This is a genomic window from Haemophilus influenzae, assembly GCF_900475755.1.
Taxonomy (GTDB): domain Bacteria; phylum Pseudomonadota; class Gammaproteobacteria; order Enterobacterales; family Pasteurellaceae; genus Haemophilus; species Haemophilus influenzae_D.
On the sequence record NZ_LS483411.1, the window covers coordinates 841,338 to 866,576 of the forward strand.

A 25,239-nucleotide genomic window follows, 5' to 3' on the forward strand; every position below is an offset into this window, starting at 1 on the left:
ATGGCATTGATTGAATACAATCCGCCTCTTGAACCTTATTTGGATATTATTTATCAAGATAATCATTTGTGCGTGGTGAACAAACCTAGCGGTTTGCTTTCTGTGCCGGGTAATCAACCACAATATTACGATAGTGCAATGAGCCGAGTGAAAGAAAAATTCGGCTTTTGCGAGCCAGCTCATCGTTTGGATATGGCAACGAGCGGTATTATTGTGTTTGCTTTAAGTAAGGCGGCAGATCGTGAATTAAAACGTCAATTTCGCGAACGTGAACCGAAAAAACATTATCAAGCGATTGTTTGGGGGCATTTGGAGAAAGATTATGGCGAGGTAAATTTGCCAATGATTTGTGATTGGGAAAATCGTCCTCGCCAACGTTTGGATTTCGTTTTAGGGAAAAGAGCGGTCACAAAATTCGAAGTTTTAGCACGTTTGCCCAATAACAGTACTCGCGTGAAACTGACGCCCGTGACAGGCAGATCTCATCAATTACGCTTGCACATGTTAGCTTTGGGGCATCCAATTCTAGGCGATAAATTTTATTCGCATCCTCAGGCTAAAGCTATGTCGCCAAGATTATGTTTGCACGCAGATGAATTGACGATTACCCACCCCATTACAGGGGAAACAATGACCTTTAATGCGAAGTCAGATTTTTAAATTTCCGTAGAAGCACGAGATCACGAATGAAAAATTTTTTAGCTCAACAAGGAAAAATCACGCTAATTCTCACCGCACTTTGTGCGCTTATTTATATTGCTCAACAGCTGGGTTTTGAAGACGATATTATGTATTTGATGCACTACCCCGCTTACGAAGAGCAAGATAGTGAAGTGTGGCGTTATATCTCACATACATTGGTACATTTATCTAATTTGCATATTTTGTTTAATCTGTCTTGGTTTTTTATTTTCGGTGGAATGATTGAACGCACTTTTGGTTCGGTCAAATTATTGATGTTGTATGTTGTAGCATCTGCCATAACAGGCTATGTGCAAAATTATGTATCTGGCCCCGCTTTCTTTGGGCTTTCTGGTGTTGTATATGCTGTGTTGGGTTATGTATTTATATGTGATAAATTGAATCATCATTTATTCGATCTGCCAGAAGGTTTTTTCACAATGTTATTGGTGGGGATCGCATTAGGTTTTGTTAGCCCCTTATTTGGTGTTGAAATGGGAAATGCAGCGCATATTTCAGGCTTGATTATCGGCTTGATTTGGGGATTTATTGATAGCAAATTACGTAAAAATTCGCTAGAGTAAGCCTGTTTTATTTGGATTAAAGGATTTGCTATGAAACAATCGTTACGCCATCAAAAAATTATTAAACTGGTGGAGCAATCTGGCTATTTAAGTACAGAAGAACTGGTTACTGCCTTAGATGTTAGCCCTCAAACGATTCGCCGTGATTTGAATATTTTGGCGGAGTTAGATTTAATTCGTCGCCATCACGGCGGTGCGGCATCGCCATCTTCTGCAGAAAATTCTGATTACGTGGATCGTAAGCAATTCTTTTCATTACAAAAAAATAATATTGCGCAGGAAGTCGCAAAGTTGATTCCTAACGGCGCATCTTTGTTTATTGATATTGGTACCACGCCTGAGGCTGTCGCCAATGCATTGCTTGGTCACAAAAAACTCCGAATTGTGACGAACAATCTGAATGCCGCTCATCTTTTACGCCAAAATGAAAGTTTTGATATTGTTATGGCGGGCGGATCATTGCGAATGGATGGTGGAATTATTGGCGAAGCTACAGTGAATTTTATTTCTCAATTTCGCCTAGATTTCGGGATTTTAGGGATTAGCGCGATCGATGCTGATGGTTCATTATTGGATTATGATTACCATGAAGTACAAGTAAAGCGAGCGATTATTGAAAGTTCACGTCAGACCTTATTAGTGACCGATCGCTCTAAATTTACGCGCCAAGCAATTGTTCGATTGGGCGAATTAAGTGATGTGGAATATTTGTTTACGGATGAGGTTCCCGAAGGAATTGCTAATTATCTGAAAGCTCAGAAAACAAAATTGGTGTTATGTAATGGTAAAGTGCGGTAAAAATATCTTTGATTTTCTTATTAATTTGTCGATAAAAGAAGCTATTACTCTTAATTTTTGATTTAATTGAAATTTATCTAAAAGTAATCTAAATATTCTCTCTCTGAATTATTGTCTTTTCTATAATTAAACATTTCCAAGCGTAAAAGTATTTTATTTTTTTATCAATTAAAGAAATTTCATATTTCTGTATTATCTAATTAGTTTTAGCTATCAATATTCTTTAAAACATTCCGAGCTTGATAAGAAAATCCCTTGCAGAGCAAGGGATTTAGTAATGAATTAAAGTGCGGTAGAAATTACCAACCTTTTACAACACCATCTTTAAAGTGTTTTTGAGCTTCTTGGTAAACTTCTTCTGTTTGGTAAGATTTTACGAAATCTTGAACAGCTTTGCTGTCTTTGTTATCGGTACGAGAAACGATAATGTTCACATATGGAGAATCTTTATCTTCTACAAATACACCGTTATCTTGTGCATTTAAGCCCACTTGACCCGCATAAGTGTTGTTTACTACAGCTAAATCAACATCGTCTAATGCACGTGCCGCAACAGAAGTATCTACTTCAGTGATGTTTAATTTTTTCGGATTTTCAACAATATCTAGTACAGTTGAAAGAAGGTTATTTGCATCTTTTAATTTGATTAAACCTTGTTTTTCAAGAAGAATTAATGCACGACCACGGTTTGTTGGATCGTTAGGAACAACAACTTTAGCACCGTCTTGTAATTCATTCACATTTTTGATTTTTTTAGAATAACCCGCTAATGGATAAACGAAAGTATTACCCACGATGACTAAGTTATTTAAATTTTTCGCTTTTGCATCTTCATCTAAATAAGGTTTATGTTGCATTGCGTTTGCATCTAAATCGCCTTTAGATACAGCTTCATTTGGTAATGCGTAGTCATTGAATTCAACGAATTGAACGTCTAAACCATATTTTTCTTTAGCGACTTTTGCTGCAATTTCTGCAACTTGGTGCTCAGGGCCAGACATCACACCGACTTTGATTTTAAGTGGTGCAGCTGCCGCTTCAGGTTTTTTGTCTTCTTTACAGCCTGTTAAAACGAGAGCTGATGCGATTGCAGTGATTGCAAAAAGTTGTTTTAATTTCATAGGATTTCCTTCCTGTTTAAGTTAAGGGTTGTATTTTATTAACGATGATCCACTTTTTTAGCCAGTGTATCGCCGAGTTTTTGGCTAATCATAACGAATAGCACAATAATAATGGTTGCCACCCAAGTGACATAAGGCATATTGCGATATACGCCGTAGTTGATAGCGAGGCTACCTAAGCCACCGCCACCTTGCGTCCCCGCCATTGCAGAGTAACCAACTAAAGTGACTAGCGTAAGCGTGATACCATTAATGAGTGTCGGTAGTGCTTCTGGCAAATAGAATTTACGTACAATTTGCCATTTGGTAGCCCCCATTGCTTGAGCGGCTTCGGTTAAACCATTTGGAATTTCCATCAATGCATTAGCAGTTAAGCGAGCCACGAATGGCATTGCACAAATACTTAATGGAATAATTGCTGCTGTTGTACCTAATACAGTTCCCACGATGAAACGTGTTACAGGTAATAAGATTAAGAGCAAAATAATAAATGGAATGGAACGCCCAATATTAATAATCGTGTTTAATACAAAATGGGTGCGGTTATTTTGTAAAATCTCATTTTTTCCAGTTAAGAAAGTCCATACGCCAATAGGCACGCCGACTAGTACGGCAAGTAGGGTTGATGCAAAACTAATATAAACAGTTTCATAAGTTGCGGTTGCGACAACACCCCACATTTGAGGTGTTAATTGTTGGCTGAATGTTGCCAAGACATCATTGAACATAACCAAGCACCTCCACGCGCACGTTGTTTTCCATTAAATAAACTTTGGTTTGTGTAATAGCGTCTTCATCGCCTGCTACTTCAGCAATGGTATAACCAAATTTGACACCCCCAGCATAATCAATTTGTGAGGTTAAAATACTGAGTTCCACGCCAAATTTTTTTGAAGCTTGAGAAAGTAATGGTGCATCAACTGAGCGACCCGTAAACTCAAATTTGATTATCGGATACGCTTTGCTGTGTTTCGGCGTATCAGTAAGATTTTCCAAATATTCATCAGGTAGACTGATATGGAAAGTCGAACGAATAAACTCTTGTGCTAATTCTGTTTTAGGGTTTGCAAAAATTTCACCGACAGTACCTTGTTCAACGAGGCGACCTTGATCAATAACAGCAACTTGATCACAAATCTGTTTAACAACTTCCATTTCATGAGTAATCAATAAAATCGTAATACCTAAAGTGCGGTTAATTTCTTTTAATAATTTAAGAATAGATTGTGTCGTTGCAGGATCTAATGCGCTAGTGGCTTCATCACATAATAAGACTTTAGGATCGCTGGCTAAGGCGCGAGCAATAGCTACACGTTGTTTTTGCCCACCCGAAAGATTGCTTGGGTAAGCATCACGTTTTTCACTTAAACCAACAAGATCTAAAAGTGCGGTAATTTTTTCTTGGATTTTTGCTTTTGACTTACCTTCTAATTCTAAGGGTAATGCTACGTTTTCAAAGACAGTGCGAGAGTTTAGTAAATTGAAATGCTGAAAAATCATTCCAATTTGACGACGAGCGCGTACTAATTCTCGATCAGAAAGTCCTGTTAATTCTACGCCATCAACAATAACGGAACCGCTTGTCGGTTTTTCTAATAAATTCACACAGCGAATTAATGTGCTTTTTCCTGCACCAGATGCACCAATTACGCCACAGATTTGACCTTTTTCGATATTCAACGAAACATTATCAAGCGCAGTCAATTTTTTGTTCGGTAGCTCAAAAATTTTCGTAATATTATTTAGCTTAATCATATAAGCCCTTTTTATTTATTGTTTTTAAATCTGTTTTGGTATTCTAGATGTCTAGATTGCTATGTCAATATGTCAGATTATCTTTTTTAGACAGATTAGTTATGACTTATATTTGCTAATCGTTTGGATTAAATAGATAATTTTCCTTAATTTAATATGTATAAAAGGTAAGAGAATGAATAAGGCTATTTTTTTAGATCGCGATGGCACGTTAAATATTGATTATGGTTATGTACACGAAATTGATAACTTTAAATTTATTGAGGGTGCGATTGATGCATTGCGAGAATTAAAGAAACTGGGATATATGTTGGTATTAGTGACCAACCAGTCGGGCATTGCACGTGGTTATTTTTCTGAAGATCAGTTTTTACAGCTGACAGAATGGATGGATTGGTCGTTAGCTGAACAAGATGTGGATTTGGATGGTATTTACTATTGTCCACATCATCCTGAGGGAAAGGGCGAATATAAAGAAGATTGTGATTGTCGGAAGCCTAAATCGGGAATGTTATTGCAAGCGATCAAAGAATTAAAGATCGATCCTACGCAATCTATTATGGTTGGAGATAAAGTTGAAGATTTAAAAGCGGGAATTGGCGCAAAAGTGAAAATGAACGTATTAGTTCGTACAGGTAAACCAGTCACGGGGGAAAGTGAAAGAATAGCGGATTATGTATTAGATTCTATCGTTGATCTTCCTAGAATTTTAAAACGCTTAAAAAAATAGCCAAAAAGATCTATATTTTGCTCTAATCGCTTGTACTTTAATCAAAAGATCATTTTTTTAAATATTTTTACAAAAAGTACTTGCAAGGGATTTGAAAATCCCTATAATGCACCGCACACAACGACGCACTGTTGTGAAGTTTTTAAGTTTCCAAGTGCGTCGTTCTTTTTTGCTCTTTAACAATATATCAGACAATCTGTGTGGGCACTTGTTGATTGACTTGTTTTAAAAATATTTTTTAATTTTGAAGTCTTAATAGGTGCTTAACTGAAAATTCATAATTACTTTTTTAAGTAGTGTTTTATTTATAGCTAAGTAGTTTATTGAGCGATTGAACTTGAATTGAAGAGTTTGATCATGGCTCAGATTGAACGCTGGCGGCAGGCTTAACACATGCAAGTCGAACGGTAGCAGGAGGAAGCTTGCTTTCTTGCTGACGAGTGGCGGACGGGTGAGTAATGCTTGGGAATCTGGCTTATGGAGGGGGATAACGACGGGAAACTGTCGCTAATACCGCGTAGTGTCGAGAGACGAAAGGGTGGGACTTTTAGCCACCTGCCATAGGATGAGCCCAAGTGGGATTAGGTAGTTGGTGGGGTAAAGGCTCACCAAGCCTGCGATCTCTAGCTGGTCTGAGAGGATGACCAGCCACACTGGAACTGAGACACGGTCCAGACTCCTACGGGAGGCAGCAGTGGGGAATATTGCGCAATGGGGGGAACCCTGACGCAGCCATGCCGCGTGAATGAAGAAGGCCTTCGGGTTGTAAAGTTCTTTCGGTATTGAGGAAGGTTGATGTGTTAATAGTACATCAAATTGACGTTAAATACAGAAGAAGCACCGGCTAACTCCGTGCCAGCAGCCGCGGTAATACGGAGGGTGCGAGCGTTAATCGGAATAACTGGGCGTAAAGGGCACGCAGGCGGTTATTTAAGTGAGGTGTGAAAGCCCCGGGCTTAACCTGGGAATTGCATTTCAGACTGGGTAACTAGAGTACTTTAGGGAGGGGTAGAATTCCACGTGTAGCGGTGAAATGCGTAGAGATGTGGAGGAATACCGAAGGCGAAGGCAGCCCCTTGGGAATGTACTGACGCTCATGTGCGAAAGCGTGGGGAGCAAACAGGATTAGATACCCTGGTAGTCCACGCTGTAAACGCTGTCGATTTGGGGGTTGGGGTTTAACTCTGGCGCCCGTAGCTAACGTGATAAATCGACCGCCTGGGGAGTACGGCCGCAAGGTTAAAACTCAAATGAATTGACGGGGGCCCGCACAAGCGGTGGAGCATGTGGTTTAATTCGATGCAACGCGAAGAACCTTACCTACTCTTGACATCCTAAGAAGTTTGCAGAGATGCGAATGTGCCTTCGGGAACTTAGAGACAGGTGCTGCATGGCTGTCGTCAGCTCGTGTTGTGAAATGTTGGGTTAAGTCCCGCAACGAGCGCAACCCTTATCCTTTGTTGCCAGCGATACGGTCGGGAACTCAAAGGAGACTGCCAGTGATAAACTGGAGGAAGGTGGGGATGACGTCAAGTCATCATGGCCCTTACGAGTAGGGCTACACACGTGCTACAATGGCGTATACAGAGGGAAGCGAAGCTGCGAGGTGGAGCGAATCTCATAAAGTACGTCTAAGTCCGGATTGGAGTCTGCAACTCGACTCCATGAAGTCGGAATCGCTAGTAATCGCGAATCAGAATGTCGCGGTGAATACGTTCCCGGGCCTTGTACACACCGCCCGTCACACCATGGGAGTGGGTTGTACCAGAAGTAGATAGCTTAACCTTTAGGAGGGCGTTTACCACGGTATGATTCATGACTGGGGTGAAGTCGTAACAAGGTAACCGTAGGGGAACCTGCGGTTGGATCACCTCCTTACAGAAGACGAGAGACAGCGAGTGCTCACACAGATTGGCTGATAGTTGTAGACAAATGAGCAGAAGAAAACATTACCCTTGGGTCTGTAGCTCAGGTGGTTAGAGCGCACCCCTGATAAGGGTGAGGTCGGTGGTTCAAGTCCACTCAGACCCACCACTCTGAGAGTGGATAAAGGCGTAATGGTCAATCATTTATTATAAAAATATTAACTAATTAATATAATAAATGATGAATGATAAATGGGGATATAGCTCAGCTGGGAGAGCGCCTGCCTTGCACGCAGGAGGTCAGCGGTTCGATCCCGCTTATCTCCACCACTTATCATCGTTAAGTAAATTAGAAAAAGACAAAGTAATAAGGTATTGAGATAGTATTAAGCTATTTTAAATATTAGGTTATTTTATTCTTAGTTTTAAGTTTAATTTTAAATTTAATTTTTTTAGTTTATTTAACGATGATAACTGAAAAGTTTTATCAACTGTTCTTTAAAAAATTGGAAACAAGCTGAAAACAAGAGATTTTCGAGAGAAAGTCTGAGTAGGCAAGACAGGAAAGTGAGAGGAGGGAACTGAGAAGGAAACTCTAAAAACAAAACCTGTTTTGCATAAAATCTTGATTGAACAAAAGCAATCAAGTGTTTAGTTGAATGAAAATACGCATCAAATTGACCGTACTTTGAAGTGAAAACTTAAAGTGATTGAAAACATTTGAGGTTGTATAGTTAAGTGACTAAGCGTACAAGGTGGATGCCTTGGCAATCAGAGGCGAAGAAGGACGTGCTAATCTGCGAAAAGCTTGGATGAGTCGATAAGAGGCGTTTAATCCAAGATATCCGAATGGGGAAACCCAGTAGATGAAGAATCTACTATCAACAAGTGAATACATAGTTTGTTGAGGCAAACCGGGAGAACTGAAACATCTAAGTACCCCGAGGAAAAGAAATCAACCGAGATTTCGTCAGTAGCGGCGAGCGAAAGCGAAAGAGCCAGTAAGTGATAACAGTATGGTTAGGAGAATGTGTTGGGAAGCACAATCAAAGAGGGTGATAATCCCGTATCTAAAAACCATATTGTGGTACTAAGCTAACGAGAAGTAGGGCGGGACACGTGATATCCTGTTTGAAGAAGGGGGGACCATCCTCCAAGGCTAAATACTCCTGATTGACCGATAGTGAACCAGTACTGTGAAGGAAAGGCGAAAAGAACCCCGGTGAGGGGAGTGAAATAGAACCTGAAACCTTGTACGTACAAGCAGTGGGAGCCCGAAAGGGTGACTGCGTACCTTTTGTATAATGGGTCAGCGACTTATATTTTGTAGCGAGGTTAACCGAATAGGGGAGCCGAAGGGAAACCGAGTCTTAACTGGGCGAATAGTTGCAAGGTATAGACCCGAAACCCGGTGATCTAGCCATGGGCAGGTTGAAGGTTGGGTAACACTAACTGGAGGACCGAACCGACTAATGTTGAAAAATTAGCGGATGACTTGTGGCTGGGGGTGAAAGGCCAATCAAACCGGGAGATAGCTGGTTCTCCCCGAAATCTATTTAGGTAGAGCCTTGAGGTGACACCTTTGGGGGTAGAGCACTGTTTCGGCTAGGGGTCCATCCCGGATTACCAACCCGATGCAAACTACGAATACCAAAGAGTGATACTCAGGAGACACACGGCGGGTGCTAACGTCCGTCGTGGAGAGGGAAACAACCCAGACCGCCAGCTAAGGTCCCCAAGTCTATATTAAGTGGGAAACGAAGTGGGAAGGCTTAGACAGCTAGGATGTTGGCTTAGAAGCAGCCATCATTTAAAGAAAGCGTAATAGCTCACTAGTCGAGTCGGCCTGCGCGGAAGATGTAACGGGGCTGAAATATAGCACCGAAGCTGCGGCATCAGGCGAAAGTCTGTTGGGTAGGGGAGCGTTCTGTAAGCGGATGAAGGTTAATCGAGAGGTTAGCTGGACGTATCAGAAGTGCGAATGCTGACATAAGTAACGATAAAACGGGTGAAAAACCCGTTCGCCGGAAGACCAAGGGTTCCTGTCCAACGTTAATCGGGGCAGGGTGAGTCGGCCCCTAAGGCGAGGCTGAAAAGCGTAGTCGATGGGAAACAGGTTAATATTCCTGTACTTGGTAAAGCTGCGATGTGGGGACGGAGTAGGTTAGGTTATCGCACTGTTGGATATGTGCGTTTAAGTTGGTAGGTGGGAAGTTTAGGCAAATCCGGGCTTCTATTAAACACTGAGAGATGATGACGAGGCTCTACGGAGCTGAAGTAACTGATACCACACTTCCAGGAAAAGCCACTAAGCGACAGGCTTTACTAAACCGTACTGAAAACCGACACAGGTGGTCAGGTAGAGAATACTCAGGCGCTTGAGAGAACTCGGGTGAAGGAACTAGGCAAAATAGCACCGTAACTTCGGGAGAAGGTGCGCCGGCGTAGATTGTAGAGATTTACTCTCGAAGGTTGAACCGGTCGAAGTGACCCGCTGGCTGCAACTGTTTATTAAAAACACAGCACTCTGCAAACACGAAAGTGGAGGTATAGGGTGTGATGCCTGCCCGGTGCTGGAAGGTTAATTGATGGTGTAATCGCAAGAGAAGCACCTGATCGAAGCCCCAGTAAACGGCGGCCGTAACTATAACGGTCCTAAGGTAGCGAAATTCCTTGTCGGGTAAGTTCCGACCTGCACGAATGGCATAATGATGGCCAGGCTGTCTCCACCCGAGACTCAGTGAAATTGAAATCGCCGTGAAGATGCGGTGTACCCGCGGCTAGACGGAAAGACCCCGTGAACCTTTACTATAGCTTGACACTGAACATTGAATTTTGATGTGTAGGATAGGTGGGAGACTAAGAAGTAGTCACGCCAGTGATTATGGAGTCATCCTTGAAATACCACCCTTTAACGTTTGATGTTCTAACGAAGATTGCGGAACGCGGTCTCGGACAGTGTCTGGTGGGTAGTTTGACTGGGGCGGTCTCCTCCCAAAGCGTAACGGAGGAGCACGAAGGTTTGCTAATCACGGTCGGACATCGTGAGGTTAGTGCAATGGTATAAGCAAGCTTAACTGCGAGACAGACAAGTCGAGCAGGTACGAAAGTAGGTCATAGTGATCCGGTGGTTCTGAATGGAAGGGCCATCGCTCAACGGATAAAAGGTACTCCGGGGATAACAGGCTGATACCGCCCAAGAGTTCATATCGACGGCGGTGTTTGGCACCTCGATGTCGGCTCATCACATCCTGGGGCTGAAGTGGGTCCCAAGGGTATGGCTGTTCGCCATTTAAAGTGGTACGCGAGCTGGGTTTAGAACGTCGTGAGACAGTTCGGTCCCTATCTGCCGTGGGCGTAGGAGAATTGGTTGGGGCTGCTCCTAGTACGAGAGGACCGGAGTGGACGCACCACTGGTGTTCCGGTTGTGTCGCCAGACGCATTGCCGGGTAGCTAAGTGCGGAAGAGATAAGTGCTGAAAGCATCTAAGCACGAAACTTGCCAAGAGATGAGTTCTCCCTGTCTTTAAGACAGTAAGGGTTGTTTAAGACGAAGACGTAGATAGGTCTGGTGTGTAAGTGATGTGAGTCATTGAGCTAACAGATACTAATTGCCCGAGAGGCTTAACTATACAACGCTCAAGTGTTTTTGAGAAAAGAGCGAAAGAGAAGAGTAGACAAACAACTTAAATATAGAAGACTTAATAGAAAGGAAAAATAGAAAGAAAATCGAGTTCAGCTTGTTGCCGATAAGAAGAAGAGAGACGAAAAGCGAAAAAAGTGAAGTCGTAAAAGAGAAGAAACAAAGAGAGAAGTTATTAAAGAATTATCCCGGCGGCGATAGTGCGGTGGAACCACCTGAGACCATACCGAACTCAGAAGTGAAACGCTGTAATGCCGATGGTAGTGTGGGGTTTCCCCATGTGAGAGTAGGGCACCGCCGGGTTATCAAATAAAAATCTAAATCACATAAAAAAAGAAGAACCCCAGTCGAAAGGCTGGGGTTTTTACCTCTTTAATTTAGTATATCCATCTTCATAAAGGGGAAAGTAAAAATAATAATCTTTATTCAGAGACTAAGTTTTTAGTTTCTGTATTGCACACAATATAGTTTTAATAAATGTATCTATTTATTATTTTGATTTTTCATATTTTTTAAATAGACTTTATATATTCATTTCTAATCTCCTTCATTATGCTTAAAAATTTAGACAAAATAACTTCAAGTATTATCGCTGATCCTCAAAATAAGGATTTTACAGCTCGTGGTATTTTCCCTTTATTTTCAGCGCCTAAAACAGCTCGAATTAATATTGTAGGTCAAGCTCCGGGGTTAAAAGCTGAGCAATCTCGTTTGTATTGGAATGATAAAAGTGGTGATCGTCTACGTGATTGGCTAGGTGTGGATTACGATTATTTTTATAATTCTGGAATGTTTGCGGTTCTTCCTATGGATTTCTATTATCCTGGAAAAGGTCAATCTGGTGATTTACCACCTCGTCAAGGTTTCGCAGAAAAATGGCATCCAATGATTTTAGAGCATCTACCTAATATTCAGCTCACTATTCTTATTGGGCAATATGCACAGAAATATTATTTACCTGAAAATAAAGATAATGTAACTGACACTGTTAAAAATTATCGTCAATTCTTACCGCACTTTATGCCTCTTGTGCATCCTTCCCCTCGCAATCAGCTTTGGATCATAAAGAATCCTTGGTTTGAAGAGCAAGTTATTCCTGAATTACAAATTTTAGTTAAACAGATAATTAATAAAGATTAAGTTTTTCATTTCTTACGCACACATAGTAATAACAATCTCTTTTACTTTATGGATATAATAAAGCCTATATGCACAGGTTTTTTTATAACGATAATAATGTCTTAGGAGATTTGATGAAAAATTTCAAATATTTTGCTCAGAGTTATGTGGATTGGGTTATTCGTCTTGGGCGTCTTCGTTTTTCTCTTTTAGGCGTGATGATTCTCGCGGTTTTAGCCCTTTGTACTCAGATTTTATTTAGTCTATTTATTGTTCATCAGATATCTTGGGTAGATATTTTTCGTTCGGTAACTTTTGGCTTACTCACTGCACCTTTTGTTATTTATTTTTTCACTTTATTAGTAGAAAAACTTGAACATTCTCGTCTTGATCTTTCTAGCTCGGTTAATCGATTGGAAAATGAGATCGCCGAGCGAATTGCTGCTCAGAAAAAATTATCCCAAGCATTGGAAAAGTTAGAAAAAAATAGCCGTGATAAAAGTACCTTACTTGCCACAATAAGCCATGAATTTCGCACGCCATTGAATGGGATTGTCGGGCTTAGCCAGATTTTACTTGATGATGAATTGGATGATCTCCAGCGTAATTATTTAAAAACTATCAACATAAGTGCGGTCAGTTTAGGCTATATTTTTAGCGATATTATTGATTTGGAAAAAATTGATGCCAGTCGAATTGAATTAAATCGTCAGCCAACAGATTTCCCCGCCTTATTAAACGATATTTATAATTTTGCCAGTTTCCTTGCCAAACAAAAAAATCTTATTTTTTCTTTAGAGCTTGAACAAAATCTACCCAATTGGCTGAATCTTGATCGTGTTCGCTTGAGCCAAATTTTGTGGAACTTAATTAGTAATGCGGTGAAGTTTACGGATCAGGGAAATATTATTCTTAAAATTATGAGAAATCAGGATTGTTACCATTTTATTGTGAAAGATACAGGAATGGGGATTTCACCTGAAGAACAAAAACATATTTTTGAAATGTATTATCAAGTGAAAGAAAGTCGCCAGCAAAGTGCGGGTAGCGGTATTGGATTGGCTATTTCTAAAAATCTCGCTCAGTTAATGGAAGGGGATTTAACGGTTGAAAGTGAACGAGGAAAAGGAGCGACTTTCCATCTTACTCTCCACGCTCAGGAAATTTCTGAAAAAGAATCTGTTAAGAAAAATATTCCATCCTTGAACATTCTTTTAGTGGAAGATGTTGATCTCAATATTATGGTTGCGAAAACTATTTTAGAAAAACTTGGGCATCATGTTGATGTTGCGACAAATGGTAAGCAGGCGATCACTTTATTTGAGAAAAATGTTTACGACATTTTATTGCTAGATATTAAATTACCAGATATGAGTGGTTTTGAAATCGCCCAATATTTGCGAGAGAATTATGAGAACGGTATTTATGATTTTTTACCGCCAATGATTGCTTTTACTGCCAATGTTATGCAAAGCGAGCAAGAATATTTAGAAATGGGCATGGATGGCGTATTACGCAAACCCATTTCAATTAAGGATTTATACCATTGTCTGCAGCAATTTTTTGCGGATGAAAGGGAACCTATAATCGAAGTAAATGATACTAGTGTATTTTCAGAAAAGTTTGATTTGGCATTAATTGAAACCCTTGGAAAACCCCAAATTTTAGAAAGTTTATCTTTATTCAAACAAACGATGCCAAATTATCTCATTCAATTATCAAAAGATAACATGAAAGAAACAGAAGAGACGGCCCATAAAATTAAGGGGGCTGCTGCATCGGTGGGCTTAAATCATTTACGTCAATTAGCGGATACTTTAGAAAGTGCGGCTAAAAATTCTGATATTTTTAATTGTGCTGAATTGATTGATGAAATTGGGAATCTTTGGTTGGAAGATGTGGAGGATTTGCTTAAATTTTGTGAATGTTAATATCATAAAGTAGCTGTATAAAGATTATTTAAATGTGATTTAAAGATAATAAAGAGGCTTAAAATGGGAAAAATCAATTTTTATTTTAATTAGTAAAACTTCTCAAATTTCGCTGTTATTTACCTTTTATTAAAGGGAATTGATTTTGCTTTTTAATATTAAAGCGAGTAGAATTAAGCTCTCAATTTTATTTACTTTTATGTGGAAATTTATATGTCAGTATTTAATACATTTGTTGAATTTGTCGCGAGAATTGTTGCACCAATGCAGCGTCAATTTATTAATTTTATCCGTATTGCTATTTTTATTGTAATGGCATGGATCGGTGGTTTGAAAGTTTGTCAATATGAGGCAGATGGAATTGCTCACTTTGTATCAAATAGCCCGTTTTTTAGCTATATGTATGAAAAAGGGCCAAATTTAGTGCCGAATGATAAAGGGGAGTTAGTGATGGAATATACACTACACAAAAATCCTGAAGGAAAGATGGTTGCAAAAAACATCGAATGGCATAAAGAAAATGGCACCTATACGGCTTCTTACATTATTGGAGCAATTATTGTTACTGTTGGTATTCTTACTTTAGCTGGTATTTGGAATGCAACAGCAGGTTTAGCAGGAGGCCTACTAACATTTGGTATGTCAATAGTCACGCTGTCATTTTTGATCACAACGCCCGAGGCTTGGGTGCCTAATCTAGGTGGAGATTTACCAACGCCAGCTTATGGTTTCCCTTATTTATCTGGAGTTGGTCGTTTAGTGATTAAAGATATTATTATGATGGCAGGTGGCTTAACAGCTGCAGCGGAGTGTGCAAATCGAATTTTAGCACGTAAAAAATAAGTTTATCGATATAAAAACAGCTCCAAATATAAATTGGAGCTGTTTTTATTATCATGACTAGTCAAATATTGATCATTATGTTTTGTATTATTAATTCATAATTCCTTTATGCCTTAATAAGGAGTTTAATTGTTGATATATTAAATTTAAACTTTCCCCCCAACCCCTTTAAATTTCTCTACAAATGCAGCAATTTTTTGGAAAATCGTCTGTTTTTTAGTGAGATATTGTGGATTAAGTGGACTCATTTTTGGCAATACTTCATTAAGTGCCGTGCCGTTTTCACTGGCATATTCGCGTTTTAATGAAGTGCTGATATAGCGTTTTGCTGCATCGACATTCAAATTTTCTTCTTGAATTAGGGCTTCTGCTTCTTTTTGTTGCTCGTTCTGGGCAAAAAGGAAAAAGGCATCAATCAAGCTTGCTTTATCGGGAATATCATCTAAATTTGTTTGGTTGATAAAATCGACAATCAAACTCTCTTTAGCACGGTTACCTAAACTTGAGCGAACTGTGCGGCGGATTTCATCAATTAACACCTCTTTGTCTTGGTTTTTCTTATGATGCTCGAAAATTAACGCAAGAATATAATCCAAATTGATTTCTTGAGATTTTAATAAATCTACTTCAAATACGACATCATCCCAATTTATCGGCGAATTATCTTTATCATTCCCCTCTTTTCTTTGGCGTAGCCAATCGCGAATATCATTATAAGTTGAACGATAATCTTGCTCCGCTCTTACTGGTAAAGTGGGTACTTTCAGCATTTCTGCAATTTGTTCATCATTCACATAATGTACTTGCTTGAATTTCTCCATTGCAATCGGATCATTTAAATCGACCGCTTGTAAGGCTTGCAATGCTGCAAATTCATCGTAATTCTGCAAAATATTTTCGACTCGTAGATATTCACCAAATAATTTTACAAAGGCTTTTTTGTCTTCTTCCGTTTCTATGACGCTAGGATCAGGAAAGCTTTCTTTTAATTCTTCCACTATTTCTGCATAGCCACGCTGATTGTCATCACCGTTAAAATAGCTGTCATAGCTTTTCTCTAGTACGACATTCTTCGTGTTTTTATCGCCAAATAGTGTGATTGCATCAATGGTATTTTGTTCCAAATCGCGGAAAGTAACGATATTCCCAAAGGTTTTAGTGGTGTCATAAATGCGGTTGGTGCGAGAAAAAGCCTGCATTAATCCGTGATAACGCAAGTTTTTGTCCACGAAAAGAGTATTCAACGTAGGGGCATCAAAGCCTGTTAAGAACATTCCGACCACAATCAGTAAATCCACTTCCTGATTTTTCACACGTTTAGCAAGATCGCGATAGTAATTTTGGAATGATTGACTATCTACGCCATAACTCGTGCCAAAGTAGTGATTGTAATCATCAATGGCTTTTGTTAAAAATTCTTTTGCTGTACTGTTTAGAGCAGTGGGTTCAAAGGTCTCATCTGGAATATCGCCAATCGCATCTTGTTCTTCATTTGCCGCAAAAGAGAAAATGGTGGCAATTCTTAACGGTTTTTCTTGTTCAGTCTGTAGATTTTGTAAAGTTTCGTAATAACGTTTTGCCGCTTCCACACTGCTTACCGCAAACATTGCATTAAAGCCTTTACCTGTAGCGTTCAAGCGGTGGGTTTTCTGTTTAAAATTGTTAAGCAAATATTGCGAGATTTCTTTCATACGCTCAGGGTGTAAAAAGGCTTGTTTCTGCTCAAGTGCGGTCAATTTTTCAGGATCTTTTTCTGTTTCTAAGGCTTTAAATTGTGGGCGGACATCGTTGTAATCAACCTTGAATTTCAGTACTTTGTCATCACGAATAGCATCGGTAATCACATAAGAATGCAATTCCGTACCGAATACACTGGCTGTGGTTTCCGCACCTAAGGCATTTTCAGAAAAAATTGGCGTGCCAGTAAAACCAAATTGATAGAATTTTTTGAATTTACGTTTTAGATTTTTTTGTGCTTCGCCAAATTGGGAGCGATGGGCTTCATCGAAAATAAATACGACTTGTTTTTGATAAATCGGCAAATTCTCTTCCGATTTCATCAAATTATTCAACTTTTGAATGGTGGTTACGATAATTTTATTATCGTTTTTTTCAATATTGCGTTTCAGCCCTGCGGTATTTTCCGAGCCATTCACGCTATCAGGCGAAAAACGCTGATATTCCTTCATTGTTTGATAATCTAAATCTTTACGATCGACCACAAAAAAGACTTTATCAATAAAATCAAGTTCAGTCGCAAGGCGAGAGGCTTTAAAACTGGTGAGTGTTTTGCCTGAACCTGTGGTATGCCAAATATAGCCACCACTTTCACGATTACTCCAATTTTTTGCTAAGTAAGAACTTTGAATTTTCCACAAAATACGTTCTGTTGCGGCAATTTGATACGGACGCATAATTAATAGGGTATCGGATACATCAAACACGCAGTAATTTACCAACACATTGAGCAAAGTATTCTTTTGCAAGAAAGTCGCGGTAAAATCCTTTAAATCTTTAATTAGGGTATTTTTTGCCGTTGCCCAATTCATCGTGAAGTCATAGCTGTTCTTATCGCGTTTGGTGGTATTGGCAAAATAGCGGGTATCCGTGCCATTAGAAATGACAAAAATCTGAATATATTTAAAGAGGGAATTTTCTTTATTGAAACTTTCTTTACTGTAACGATGAATTTGATTAAAAGCTTCACGAATCGCCACGCCACGTTTTTTCAGTTCAATATGTACAAGCGGTAAACCATTCACCAAAATTGTCACATCATAACGATTGTCATAGCTACCGGTTTGCTCAAATTGATTGATGACTTGCAGAGAATTATTGGCAAGATTTTTCTTATCAAGCAAATAGATGTTCTGAATGCGTCCGTTATCGAACACAAAATCATAAATATAATCATCGTGAATTTTGCGGGTTTTCTCAATCAGACTATCGCTCGGTTTATCCAAATATTCTTCTAAAAAACGATGCCATTCCGCATCAGAGAAAACCACATTATTTAATCGCTGTAATTGAATACGCAAATTTTTAATCAGTTCATCGTGATTATTAAGCTCTTGTAAATACTCATATCCTTGTGCCAGTAAATCACGAATAAACTCACGCTCAAGGATCCCTTCCGTTTGGTAACCAGCATTAGGCTCTTCCACAAATTTATTATATTGATCTAAAACGATAAAATTATTGGATTCGGCGATGGTTTTGTATTGGGTCATGAGTTTTCCTTAGTATATTTTTCAGTTATTCAGTATTACTGAATAACTTGAGTTATTATAAGTCATTGAATAATAATATTATTTTTGTTGAATATATTTTCCAGTTTTTGTAGGGTGGGCTTTAGCCCACCATTTGCTATGATTAATTGGTGGGCTGAAGCCCACCCTACAATATTGTTATATATCACCTTTAATTTTCAAATCTGGATTGCCTCCCCAGTCTTCAGGATAAATCTCTGCTTTCACATCACGATGGAAGGAAGAATACGGCCAATCTTTTACTACCTCAACATAGCCGTGTTTCACAGGATTGTAATAAATATAATCCAAATGGTTTGCCAAATCTTTATCATCACGAATTAAATGTTCCCAAAATCGACGTTGCCAAATACCGGATTCTCGATATTTTTGTCTATTTTTATTAAATTGTCGGCATTCTTTTGGAAGTTGTCGTGTAAATTGTGTTTTTAAATATGCAATACGTATTGCGTAATTATCATCATTTTCAGGCAATTGCATCAGTAAATGAATATGATCGGGTAAAATACAAATTGCTACTGTTTCGAATGGGTAATGTTCACAAGTTTGTTTATACGCAGATCTAAATTCATTGATATAGTCAATTAGATAAGATTTCGTTCTATCTTGTAAAACAATTGTGAAAAAATATAATCCACCTTTAGTAAAATCGCGACGATAATTAGACATATATTATTCCAAATTGTAGTTCGTAGGGTGGGCTTTAGCCCACCGTTTTATTCATATTTTGATAGTTAATTGGTGGGCTGAAGCCCACCCTACGGGTTACGAGAAACTCAATAACAATTCTCTGTAATATTCATACCGCTTTTGGCTTTGTTCAATCGCCAAAGGCAAGCCTTCGGTAATGGAATTAGTTAAGGTTTCAAATTTGTCTAATATTGAAACGATGCGGTGTTGTTCCTTTAGTGGGGGAATTGGTATTACAACATCAAGTATTTGATCCTTTCTTAAATTTGTCTGATCTGTACCATTATCATATTTTGTCAATTGTTTATTTCTATTTAAAAAATGATTAACAAAACTAGGGAGTAATTCCCCCCCTTTTTTTACTGTAATTCTTCCTATACGTTGATTAAGAGTATATTTGTTGTCTTCTGTTACAAAGAATGTTTTTGCAAGAGCCTTTCCGTTTGGCAAATCACTCATCACAATCAAAATATCCTCTTTAAATAAAGGAACAAGCTGGTCATTACAATATTTTTTTATAGTTCCATTTGTTGAAATAAATTTTGAATTTATAACAATAAATGAACCGTTTTCATCAATATTTTTTTCATGCCCTTTACCATTCTGAAAGTAAGCCACATCAATAAGTTTCTTCTTCCCTCTCCCCGAATTTAATTGTTCTAAACTATCAAAAGATAACAATTTCTCCCTATAGTATTCATATTGTTTCTGGCGTAGTATAAGCTCGCTGGTAAGCGCTGTCAATGCATCCAAAATTCGGACGATTTCGGTTTGGACGGAGAGTGGGGGGATGGGGATTGGAATTTGTTGCAGTTTAGCTTTTGTTAATTTTGCTCGTTCCTTTCCAGCTAAGAATGGAATGAAATTCATATTAGTTAAATAATGGTATAAAAAACGATTATTTAATTTTTCTTTGCCATTCACTACATGGACGTGGTTATTTGCCCAAAATTTACCTACAGCCGATTGGATAGAGTAATTTTCTAGACTAGCAGAACCATCTTCAGCAATTAATACAAATTCGCCATCGTGAGTATATCCCTCGACATAATCTTGGATATTATTTGCACCATAATATGGAATGTTTCCTGATATTCGTAAGGATGATTTAACAGGTTTTCTTGCATTATTAGCAATGTTAGCAACTTCATCTAAAGGCTTCCACTCAACCTCAGCTCCATCCAATAATTTTTCTAAAAAAGTGCGGTTGTTTTTCATCGTATTTCTCGTAGGGCGGATTTCTTCCGCCGTTGTAATATTGATATTCTTTAGGCGGACTGAAGTCCGCCCTACTGTGGTTTATTTTTTCTGATGCAATTTATGTACGGTTGTTTTTTCTAATGCTTTCAATGTAGCTAGATATTCTTGTTCAATGGGGGAAAGTGTTTTTACCTCATAAGCTCTATATTCTGAAATGGCTTTTTGTTCAGCTTGTTCACGACTGATTTTCCCAGCACTTTGCAACACGCCTTTACCATACATTTGAGCAAATTTATCTAATTCATTAACCCAATCTTGCATATACATTGGCGTATGAGATTGTGCTTTAAGTTCAGCTAGGTCAAAAAAAGCAGATACCAAACGATTTAAACGAAATAATTCTTCTTCTGTGAGATAATTTTTTGCAACTTTGACTTCTTTTAATGTGGGTAATGCACCTTTAAATGTAGTTAGCCCCATAAAATCTTTATTGCTATCTACTCTATAGTAAATGAGTTCTGCCGATGTTTGTTCACAAGTTGCATAATGTAACTTATTTTGTACCGTTTTGAAGAATTTAACTGTTGCTTCGCTTTTAGGATTATAATCTTGGCTGGTTGCGTATAGTTCTAGAACTTGGCGATATAATGCTTTTTCACTCGAGCGAATATCTCTGATTCTATTGAGTAATTCTTTCCAATAATCTCCACCACCATTATCTTTTAAGCGTTCATCATCTATCGTAAAACCTTTTACCATATATTCTTGCAATCGCTCGGTTGCCCATTGACGGAATTGTGTGCCACGAGATGATCGAACTCGGTATCCTACAGCAATAATCAGTGATAACGAATAATAAGCTAATTGGCGAGAAACGGTTCGATTTCCTTCATTTTGAACTGTCAACTTATAGTTGACGGTTGAATTTTCATCAAGTTCGCCTTCAGAAAAGATAGCTTTAATATGTTTACTGATATTTTGTTTAGTGGTCTGATATAGCTCAGCCATTTCAATTTGAGATAGCCAAATCTGATCATCAAATTTCTGTAATCTAAACTGAGCATTACCTTCATTGGTGGTGTAAAGCACAATGTCCATTGTTACCCCTCAATCTCCGCCACAATCTTATCAATCTCGGCACGCAAGCGGTCGATATTGGCTACAGTTTTATGAATTTCCGCATTGAGTTCATCAATATTAATCACTTCACGAGTATCTTTTTGTTCCACATACGAACTCACTGCAAGGTTGTAGTCATTTTTGGCTATTTCTTCAAAGGACACGGATTTTGCCAAATGCGGCACATCTTCTTTATCAGCAAACAGTTTGAGAATTTGCTCGATATGTTCCTCTTCCAAAAGGTTGTTATTGGTGGCGGATTTAAATAAACCGCTGGCGTCGATAAATTGAGTTTGGGTATTGGGTTTGTGCTTGGACAAAACCAAAATATTCACGGCAATACTGGTGCCGTAAAATAGATTAGGTGCAAGGGCGATCACGGTTTCCACAAAATTGTTTTCCACCAAATATTGGCGAATTTTTTGTTCCGCACCGCCACGATAAAAAATGCCAGGGAAGGACACAATCGCCGCGCGTCCTTTTGCTGAAAGATAGCTCAATGAGTGTAAAATAAAGGCAAAATCCGCTTTGGATTTTGGTGCAAGTACGCCAGCAGGGGCGAAGCGTTCATCGTTAATCAGTGTTGGGGCATCCGAGCCAATCCATTTCACGGAGTAAGGTGGGTTGGAAACGATAGCATCGAAAGGTTTATCATCGCCAAATTGCGGATTCATTAAGGTGTTGCCAAGGGCGATATCAAACTTGTCGTAGTTGATGTTATGCAAAAACATATTCATACGGGCAAGGTTGTATGTGGTGTGGTTTATTTCCTGCCCGAAAAAGCCTTCTTCAATGATGTGTTCATCAAATTGTTTTTTCGCTTGCAATAATAAAGAACCCGAACCAGCAGCAGGGTCATAAATTTTATTGACCTTGTCTTGTCCATATAAAGCGAGTCGAGCAATTAGCTTGGAAACACATTGTGGTGTAAAAAACTCGCCACCCGATTTACCGGCATTAGCAGCATAGTTGGAAATTAAGAATTCGTAAGCATCACCGAATAAATCAATATGATTATCTTCAAAGTCGCCAAAATCTAACTCAGCAACGCCTTTTAATACAGCTGCTAGACGGCTGTTTTTATCGGCAACGGTATTGCCCAAGCGGTTGCTGGTGGTATCAAAATCAGCAAATAAGCCTTTGATGTCCTGTTCGGAAGGATAGCCAGTAGCGGAGTTTTCAATATCGCTAAAAATTTGTTTAAGTTCAGTATTAAGGTTTGGATTGGTGTTCGCAGTCGCCACTACGTTTTTGAATAGCTGACTTGGATAAATAAAATACCCTTTGGTTTTTATGGCATCCGTTTTGATTTCAGGTGTGATGATTTCATCAGGCAATTTAGCGTAATTCACGCTTTCATCATCCGCTTCAATATAATTGGTAAAGTTTTCACTAATAAAACGATAGAAAAGTGTGCCAAGCACATATTGTTTGAAATCCCAGCCATCGACTGAGCCTCGCACATCATTAGCAATTTGCCAAATACGACGTTGAAGTTCGGCACGTTGTTGAATTGCAGCAGCCATAAAATCCTCAGAATATTTTGTGTAATGAGTTGGATAGATATGTGAAAAATTATACAGGAAATTAGTCTATTCTGCGTGAATTTCTATGAGTTTGTCTTGCGGATATTTATAAAAATAATGTCTCGTTTGCAGGTTTTGTCTAGATAAAGTGCGGTTAAAATTTACTATGTTTTTATGTAGAGGAAAATATTTGAGAAAGGGCATGTCGTGCATGCCCTATAGTTTGACGTATTAGTTCATAATTCCTTTATGTCTTAACAACGCATCTAATTGTGGCTCTCTGCCACGGAAGCGTTTGAATAGCTCCATTGGTTCTTCTGAGCCACCACGCGTGAGAATTTCATCTAAGAATGATTTGCCTGTGATTGGGTTGAAAATACCTTCTTCTTCAAAGCGTGAATAAGCGTCCGCTGATAATACTTCAGCCCATAAATAGCTGTAATAACCTGCGGCATAACCTCCAGCAAAAATATGGCTGAAGCTGTGTGGCGCTCTTGCCCAATCTACACCTTTTATGACGGCAACTTGTGATTTCACTGATTTAAGTGTATCCAAAATTTGATTGGTTTTTTCCGCATCAAAGGTGTGATGTAAACGGAAATCAAAAATACCAAATTCAAGCTGACGTAAGATAAACATCGCAGCTTGGAAATTTTTCGCTTTTAATAATTGCGTGAGTTTTTCTTTTGGCAACGGCTCGCCTGTTTCGTAATGTCCTGAAATAAACGCCAAAGCCTCTTCTTCCCAGCACCAGTTTTCCATAAATTGACTTGGTAATTCCACTGCATCCCAAGGCACGCCATTTATACCGGCCACATCGGATACATCAATTTGCGTGAGCATATGATGGATTCCGTGCCCAAATTCGTGGAATAGCGTGGTGACTTCATTGTGAGTAAATAACGCTGGTTTATTCCCTATCGGTGCATTGAAGTTACAGGTTAAATAAGCCACTGGCGTTTGAATGCTGCCATCTAGTTTACGCTTACGTCCGATACAGTCATCCATCCATGCACCACCACGTTTGTGTTCGCGTGCATATAAATCAAGATAGAAACTGCCACGGAGTTGATCATTTTCATCAATTAAATCAAAGAAGCGCACATCTTTATGCCAAGTATCCACGCCTTTGCGTTCAACTGCACGAATATTAAAAATGCGTTTAATTAATTCAAACAATCCCGAAATCACGCGATTTTCAGGAAAATATGGGCGAAGTTCTTCATCATTAATGGCGTATAAATGTTGTTTTTGTTTTTCGCTGTAAAAACCAATATCCCAAGGTGCAAGTTCCGTGACACCAAATTCTTTTTCGCAGTAATTTTTCAATTCTTGCAGTTCTTTTTCGCCTTGTGGTTTTGCACATTCGGCAAGATGATCTAAGAAATCAAGCACTTGTTGTGGATTTTCTGCCATTTTGGTGGCAAGTGAAAGTTCGGTGTAAGTATTAAAACCGAGTAATTTCGCCAGTTCCACGCGTAATGTAAGAATTTCTTCCATAACTTTACTATTGTCCCATTTGCCTGCATTAGGGCCTTGTTCAGAGGCACGTGTCGCATAAGCATGGTACATTTCTTCACGTAATGTACGATTTTCGCAGTAAGTCATCACAGGCAAATAATTTGGGATTTCTAACGTAAAACGATAACCTTTCAATCCTTTACTTTCGGCAGATTGTTGTGCTGCCTGTAGTGCGGATTCAGGTAAGCCAGCAAGTTCTGCTTCATTTTCAATGAGTTTTTCCCAACCCATTGTGGCATCTAATACATTATTGCTAAATTGTGAATTTAATTCCGATAAGCGTGCCACAATTTCGCCATAACGTTGTTGTTTCTCTTCGGAAAGCCCAATGCCTGAAAGTTCAAAATCACGCAGTGAATTTTCAATGGCTTTCTTTTGTGCAATAGAATAATCGGCAAATTCAGCACTATTTTTTAACGCCAAATAGGCATTATAGAGCCCTTTATGCTGACCAACCCAAGTGCTGTATTCAGAAAGTAACGGTAAGCAAGCTTGATAGGCTTCACGTAATTCAGCACTGTTTTTTACTGAATTGAGATGAGAAACGGGTGACCACGCACGATTTAAGCGATCATTGGTTTCCGTTAAAGGCAAAATGAAATTTTCCCAAGTAAAGTGCGGTTGTTTTAATACTTGTTCTATCGTATCGCGACAATCTTGAATTAATTTTTCAACAGCTGGTTGAATGTGTTCTGGCTTGATTTGTGAAAATGGCGGTAAGCTTTGAATGTTAAGTAATGGATTTGACATAGACATAAATGTTCCTTTTTTGAAAACTGTTCTTTTTTATGTGACGGCGAATTTTATAATATCAAGGTTGAAAAATCTAAAAAATCAGTAATAAT

16 protein-coding genes, 2 tRNA genes and 3 rRNA genes are annotated in these 25,239 nt (G+C 38.8%); 12 read left to right on the forward strand and 9 right to left on the reverse strand.

The features are described from left to right. Genes rluA through DQN24_RS04275 form a run of 3 tightly spaced genes read left to right on the forward strand, consistent with a single transcriptional unit; the run spans position 1 to position 2,063 of the window. Positions 1 to 660, forward strand: coding sequence for a bifunctional tRNA pseudouridine(32) synthase/23S rRNA pseudouridine(746) synthase RluA (gene rluA / locus DQN24_RS04265; protein ID WP_021035571.1), 660 nt, complete (start codon positions 1 to 3; stop codon positions 658 to 660). Positions 661 to 686: 26 nt separating this feature from the next. Then, the gene (locus tag DQN24_RS04270; RefSeq protein ID WP_021035570.1) at positions 687 to 1,265 is read left to right on the forward strand and encodes a rhomboid family intramembrane serine protease; all 579 of its coding nucleotides are present in this window, start codon (positions 687 to 689) and stop codon (positions 1,263 to 1,265) included. A 30-nt stretch (positions 1,266 to 1,295) separates the two neighbouring features. Further along, on the forward strand, positions 1,296 to 2,063 hold the full coding sequence (locus tag DQN24_RS04275) for a DeoR/GlpR family transcriptional regulator (protein ID WP_050847096.1): 768 nt from the start codon (positions 1,296 to 1,298) through the stop codon (positions 2,061 to 2,063). A 299-nt stretch (positions 2,064 to 2,362) separates the two neighbouring features. On the opposite strand, the gene DQN24_RS04280 is transcribed toward DQN24_RS04275, so the two are convergent. The 3 genes from DQN24_RS04280 to metN are packed head-to-tail and all read right to left on the reverse strand — an operon-like array spanning position 2,363 to position 4,939. After that, positions 2,363 to 3,184 carry a MetQ/NlpA family lipoprotein gene (locus tag DQN24_RS04280; protein ID WP_015701771.1) on the reverse strand — a complete coding sequence of 274 codons (822 nt, stop codon included), beginning with the start codon at positions 3,182 to 3,184 and terminating at the stop codon, positions 2,363 to 2,365. Between the two features lie 38 nt (positions 3,185 to 3,222). Continuing rightward, the gene (locus DQN24_RS04285; RefSeq protein ID WP_021035568.1) at positions 3,223 to 3,912 is read right to left on the reverse strand and encodes a methionine ABC transporter permease; all 690 of its coding nucleotides are present in this window, start codon (positions 3,910 to 3,912) and stop codon (positions 3,223 to 3,225) included. Continuing rightward, positions 3,902 to 4,939: a methionine ABC transporter ATP-binding protein MetN gene (metN, locus tag DQN24_RS04290; RefSeq protein ID WP_021035567.1), complete on the reverse strand. Its 1,038-nt coding sequence runs from the start codon at positions 4,937 to 4,939 to the stop codon at positions 3,902 to 3,904. The genes DQN24_RS04285 and metN overlap by 11 nt, the downstream gene beginning before the upstream one ends. Before the next feature lie 175 nt (positions 4,940 to 5,114). Here metN and gmhB point away from each other — a divergent pair, with 175 nt between their 5' ends. The 9 genes from gmhB (at position 5,115) to DQN24_RS04335 (ending at position 15,069) form a co-directional block, all read left to right on the forward strand. Next, on the forward strand, positions 5,115 to 5,669 hold the full coding sequence (gmhB, locus tag DQN24_RS04295; RefSeq protein WP_021035566.1) for a D-glycero-beta-D-manno-heptose 1,7-bisphosphate 7-phosphatase: 555 nt from the start codon (positions 5,115 to 5,117) through the stop codon (positions 5,667 to 5,669). Positions 5,670 to 6,008: 339 nt separating this feature from the next. Next, positions 6,009 to 7,547: ribosomal RNA gene (locus DQN24_RS04300) — 16S ribosomal RNA — on the forward strand. A 79-nt stretch (positions 7,548 to 7,626) separates the two neighbouring features. Continuing rightward, positions 7,627 to 7,703, forward strand: a tRNA-Ile gene (locus DQN24_RS04305). Positions 7,704 to 7,788: 85 nt separating this feature from the next. Beyond that, a tRNA-Ala gene (locus DQN24_RS04310) sits at positions 7,789 to 7,864 on the forward strand. A gap of 402 nt (positions 7,865 to 8,266) precedes the next feature. After that, positions 8,267 to 11,165, forward strand: a 23S ribosomal RNA gene (locus tag DQN24_RS04315). Between the two features lie 198 nt (positions 11,166 to 11,363). Further along, a 5S ribosomal RNA gene (gene rrf / locus DQN24_RS04320) occupies positions 11,364 to 11,479 on the forward strand. The 16S, 23S and 5S rRNA genes sit together here with 2 tRNA genes alongside, the layout of an rRNA operon. A 249-nt stretch (positions 11,480 to 11,728) precedes the next feature. After that, positions 11,729 to 12,316 (forward strand): uracil-DNA glycosylase family protein, encoded by a 588-nt coding sequence (locus tag DQN24_RS04325; protein ID WP_021035565.1) that lies wholly within the window; start codon positions 11,729 to 11,731, stop codon positions 12,314 to 12,316. Between the two features lie 113 nt (positions 12,317 to 12,429). Then, the gene (locus DQN24_RS04330) at positions 12,430 to 14,226 is read left to right on the forward strand and encodes an ATP-binding protein (protein WP_021035564.1); all 1,797 of its coding nucleotides are present in this window, start codon (positions 12,430 to 12,432) and stop codon (positions 14,224 to 14,226) included. Positions 14,227 to 14,439: 213 nt separating this feature from the next. Further along, positions 14,440 to 15,069, forward strand: a complete 630-nt coding sequence (locus DQN24_RS04335; RefSeq protein WP_005658466.1) for a YkgB family protein — start codon at positions 14,440 to 14,442, stop codon at positions 15,067 to 15,069. 146 nt (positions 15,070 to 15,215) lie between these two features. On the opposite strand, the gene DQN24_RS04340 is transcribed toward DQN24_RS04335, so the two are convergent. The 6 genes from DQN24_RS04340 to prlC all read right to left on the reverse strand — a co-directional run bounded on the left by DQN24_RS04340 (position 15,216) and on the right by prlC (position 25,144). After that, positions 15,216 to 18,299, reverse strand: a complete 3,084-nt coding sequence (locus DQN24_RS04340) for a type I restriction endonuclease subunit R (protein WP_111695430.1) — start codon at positions 18,297 to 18,299, stop codon at positions 15,216 to 15,218. 177 nt (positions 18,300 to 18,476) lie between these two features. Beyond that, positions 18,477 to 19,007: an REP-associated tyrosine transposase gene (locus tag DQN24_RS04345; RefSeq protein WP_005622369.1), complete on the reverse strand. Its 531-nt coding sequence runs from the start codon at positions 19,005 to 19,007 to the stop codon at positions 18,477 to 18,479. Positions 19,008 to 19,103: 96 nt separating this feature from the next. After that, positions 19,104 to 20,246 carry a restriction endonuclease subunit S gene (locus DQN24_RS04350; protein WP_111695431.1) on the reverse strand — a complete coding sequence of 381 codons (1,143 nt, stop codon included), beginning with the start codon at positions 20,244 to 20,246 and terminating at the stop codon, positions 19,104 to 19,106. Positions 20,247 to 20,327: 81 nt separating this feature from the next. Beyond that, positions 20,328 to 21,326: a virulence RhuM family protein gene (locus DQN24_RS04355; protein ID WP_054249427.1), complete on the reverse strand. Its 999-nt coding sequence runs from the start codon at positions 21,324 to 21,326 to the stop codon at positions 20,328 to 20,330. 2 nt (positions 21,327 to 21,328) lie between these two features. Then, the gene (locus DQN24_RS04360; protein WP_111695432.1) at positions 21,329 to 22,873 is read right to left on the reverse strand and encodes a type I restriction-modification system subunit M; all 1,545 of its coding nucleotides are present in this window, start codon (positions 22,871 to 22,873) and stop codon (positions 21,329 to 21,331) included. A gap of 231 nt (positions 22,874 to 23,104) precedes the next feature. Then, positions 23,105 to 25,144, reverse strand: coding sequence for an oligopeptidase A (gene prlC / locus DQN24_RS04365; protein WP_111695741.1), 2,040 nt, complete (start codon positions 25,142 to 25,144; stop codon positions 23,105 to 23,107). Positions 25,145 to 25,239 lie beyond the last annotated feature (95 nt).